The organism is Pseudomonas defluvii, from assembly GCF_001695625.1.
Lineage (GTDB): Bacteria > Pseudomonadota > Gammaproteobacteria > Pseudomonadales > Pseudomonadaceae > Aquipseudomonas > Aquipseudomonas defluvii.
On sequence record NZ_MBPN01000213.1, the window covers coordinates 1 to 3,459 of the forward strand.

At 60.1% G+C, this 3,459-nt stretch carries 5 protein-coding genes; all 5 read right to left on the minus strand.

Annotated elements, in window-relative coordinates:
• Positions 1–782: cbb3-type cytochrome c oxidase subunit I (locus EKA13_RS26395; RefSeq protein ID WP_176717491.1), on the minus strand; the 782-nt coding region annotated here is incomplete at its 3' end.
• 497 nt (positions 783–1,279) lie between these two features.
• Positions 1,280–2,215 (minus strand): cytochrome-c oxidase, cbb3-type subunit III, encoded by a 936-nt coding sequence (gene ccoP / locus EKA13_RS26400; protein WP_065761967.1) that lies wholly within the window; start codon positions 2,213–2,215, stop codon positions 1,280–1,282.
• Complete coding sequence (locus EKA13_RS26405) at positions 2,212–2,409, minus strand: cbb3-type cytochrome oxidase subunit 3 (RefSeq protein WP_065761968.1); 198 nt, start codon at positions 2,407–2,409, stop codon at positions 2,212–2,214. Before EKA13_RS26405 ends, ccoP begins: the two co-directional genes overlap by 4 nt.
• Positions 2,410–2,414: 5 nt before the next feature.
• The gene (ccoO, locus tag EKA13_RS26410; RefSeq protein WP_065761969.1) at positions 2,415–3,023 is read right to left on the minus strand and encodes a cytochrome-c oxidase, cbb3-type subunit II; all 609 of its coding nucleotides are present in this window, start codon (positions 3,021–3,023) and stop codon (positions 2,415–2,417) included.
• Positions 3,024–3,033: 10 nt separating this feature from the next.
• Positions 3,034–3,459: cbb3-type cytochrome c oxidase subunit I (locus EKA13_RS26415; protein WP_176717492.1), on the minus strand; the 426-nt coding region annotated here is incomplete at its 5' end.

Sequence of the window (3,459 nt, forward strand, 5' to 3'; positions counted from 1 at the left end):
TGCAGGTGGTGCGGGCCGGCCCAGATGTACAGGGTGATCAGTGCCCAGAAGTGCACGATCGACAGGCGATAGGAGTAGATCGGACGCTCGGCCTGCTTGGGTACGAAGTAGTACATCATGCCCAGGAAGCCGGTGGTCAGGAAGAAGCCCACGGCGTTGTGGCCGTACCACCACTGGATCATTGCATCGGTGGCGCCGGAGTAAGCCGAGTAGGACTTGAACAGGCTGACCGGCAACGACATGTGGTTGACGATGTGCAGCATCGCGGTAACCACGATGAAGGCGCCGTAGAACCAGTTACCGACATAGATGTGCTTGGTCTTGCGCTTGACGATGGTGCCAAAGAACACAATACCGTAGGTCACCCAGACAATGGCCAGCAGAATGGCGATCGGCCACTCCAGCTCTGCGTATTCCTTGGTCGTGGTGTAGCCCATCGGCAATGTGATGAGTGCACCGACGATCACGGCTTGCCAACCCCAGAAGGTGAAGGCCGCAAGGCTGTCAGAGATCAGTCGCGTCTGGCAGGTACGCTGCACGACGTAATAGGAGGTGGCAAACAGCGCACATCCACCAAAGGCGAAAATCACCAGGTTGGTGTGCAGCGGGCGAAGGCGTCCAAAGGTCGTCCAGGGCAGGTCCAGGTTCAGCTGGGGCCATACCAATTGCGAGGCAATGAAGACACCAAGCCCCATGCCAAGGATCCCCCAGACCACCGTCATGATGGCGAACTGGCGGACTACCTTATAGTTATAAGCAGTCGGACTGATTGCTGTGCTCATTCTAAGGTTCCACGGTTTGGGTGTTTTTTTAGGGTAAAAATCGGCGCAAGTATGTATAAACCGTGTGGTTATTGCAACGCGATGGCATCCGCGCCGATCCTTGCCAGAGCGTGTGTTGCGGCCCTTTCGAGCTTTTCTGGCGCGAAAATTGTACACAGTTAATTTGCTTTTATGTGTACGATTTTTCGGTTTTTATTACCGGGCAATCGCGCGGATGCACCGTTTGTCGAAACGGCTGTCGGGTCGAGGATGGCTGACATGAGCCGCCCTATCAGCCTTTGCGCCGAATCGTTGGTGGTGAGTGCCCCAGAAAAGTGCAGCAGGACCGCTCATTCCACCCACTGTGGCAACAAGCTTAGTTCCAATTGATGGCGGTGCAAGGCGAGGGTGTGCCTGGCTGCGACACTTGGTCGCAAGGCGGGAGGAAGGAGGGGGGATAAGCCGCCGCACCCCTGAAGGTGCGGCGTTTTTAGTCAAGCCTCAGTTACAAAATCATTTCACTTGGCAGAGGCCTGTTCGTTCCCCTTGGACAGGCTGTAGACGTAGGCGGCCAGCAGGTGAACCTTGTCGTTACCCTGGATTTCCTGCTGGGCAGGCATCTGGCCCTGGCGGCCGTAACGGATGGTCTGCTGCAGTTGGGCAAAGCTCGAGCCGTAGATGAACGCCTGTGGGTGAGTCAGGTTCGGTGCGCCCATGGCCGGGGTACCTTTGCCTTCAGGGCCGTGGCAAGCCACGCAGTTGGTTGCGAAGAGCTTCTGGCCATTGGCCGGATCGGCTTTAGTGCCTTCTGGCAGGGTGCGGCCATCGAGGTTGGTCAGGACAAAGGCCGCCACGTCGGCTACACCTTGTTCGCCAATCACTTCGGCCCAGGCCGGCATGATGCCGTGACGGCCATTGAGGATCGAGGCCTTGATGGTCTCCGGCTCGCCACCCCAGCGCCAGTCATTGTCGGTCAGGTTAGGGAAGCCATAGGCGCCCTTGGCGTCGGAACCGTGGCACACCGAGCAGTTGGAGGCGAACAGGCGGCCACCCATTTTCAGGGCTTGTGGGTCCTTGGCCACTTCCTCCACTGGCATGGCGGCGAATTTGGCGAAGATCGGTCCGAACTTGGCGTCTGCCTTGTCCATCTCTTTCTGCCATTCGTTAACGCCGGTCCAGCCGTCCTTGTAGCCAGGCAGCATGCCTTTCCAGTTACCCAGGCCAGGGTAGAGGATCAGGTAGCCGACCGAGAACATCAGGGTGCCAACGAACAGCCAGAACCACCACTTGGGCAGCGGGTTGTCGTATTCCTCGATGCCGTCGAAGCTGTGGCCCATGGTCTGGTCGGTGGAACCTTTGCTTTCGCCTTTGCGTGTGGCCAGTAGCAGCCAGGTCAGGCCAACCAGGCTACCGATGGTCAGTACGCAGATATACGTACTCCAGAAGGTGGTCATTGCCGGGTACTCCTCAAGGCGGATTCATTGGCGGTAGGGGGCAGGCGATCATCGGCGAACGGCAGCAGGCGTGCCTCGGCAAAGTCACGGTCGCGGCGGGCGTTGAACACCCAGAAGGCCAGGCCGATGAAGGCAATCATCACCAGCAGTGTGCCCAGGCCGCGTAGCTGGCCGATATCCAGTGTGAAGTCCATGGGGCTTACCTCTTGTTCTTGATCGCGGTGCCGAGCACCTGCAGGTAGGCGACCAGCGCATCCATTTCGGTCTTGCCCTTGACCGCGTCGCGGGCACCGGCGATGTCGGCATCGCTGTACGGTACGCCGAGGGTGCGCATGGTGCGCAGCTTGGCCTCGGTGTGCGTGCTGTCGACCTGGTTGGCCACCAGCCATGGGTAGGCGGGCATCTTCGACTCAGGCACGACGTTGCGCGGGTTGTACAGGTGCGCACGGTGCCAGTCGTCGGAGTAGCGAGCGCCGACACGGGCCAGGTCCGGGCCGGTACGCTTGGAACCCCACAGGAACGGGTGGTCCCAGACGCTCTCACCGGCAACCGAGTAGTGGCCGTAGCGCTCGGTTTCAGCACGGAACGGGCGGATCATCTGCGAGTGGCAGCCGACGCAGCCTTCACGGATGTAGATGTCACGGCCTTCCAGTTGCAGTGCGGTGTAGGGCTTCATGCCCTCGACCGGCTTGTTGGTGACGTCCTGGAAAAACAGCGGGACGATCTGGGTCAGGCCACCGATGCTCACGGCGACCACCATCAGCAGCACCAGCAGGAAAACGTTCTTCTCAATAGTTTCGTGTTTCATTTCGCTTTCCTCAGGCCAGCTGGGTGGCGGCGTCGGCTTCGGTTTTGGCCGGAGCGGCGACGGTCACGGTGCGCCAGGTGTTCCAGGCCATCAGCAACATGCCAGTCAGGAAGATGGCACCGCCGACGAAGCGCACGATGAAGCCAGGGTGGCTGGCGACCAGGGTCTCGACGAAGGAGTAGGTCAGGGTGCCGTCGGCGTTGACCGCGCGCCACATCAGGCCTTGGGCGATACCGTTGACCCACATCGAGGCGATGTAGAGCACGGTGCCGATGGTGGCCAGCCAGAAGTGGGCGTTGATCAGGCCGATGCTGTGCATCTGCTCACGACCGAAGACTTTCGGGATCATGTGGTACAGCGCGCCGATGGAGATCATCGCGACCCAGCCCAGGGCGCCCGCATGTACGTGGCCGATGGTCCAGTCGGTGTAGTGCGA

Coding starts and splice junctions, on each gene's coding strand:
- EKA13_RS26405 (WP_065761968.1), bottom strand. CDS start 2,409: ATGGACTTCACACTGGATATCGGCCAGCTACGCGGCCTGGGCACACTG.
- ccoO (WP_065761969.1), bottom strand. CDS start 3,023: ATGAAACACGAAACTATTGAGAAGAACGTTTTCCTGCTGGTGCTGCTG.
- ccoP (WP_065761967.1), bottom strand. CDS start 2,215: ATGACCACCTTCTGGAGTACGTATATCTGCGTACTGACCATCGGTAGC.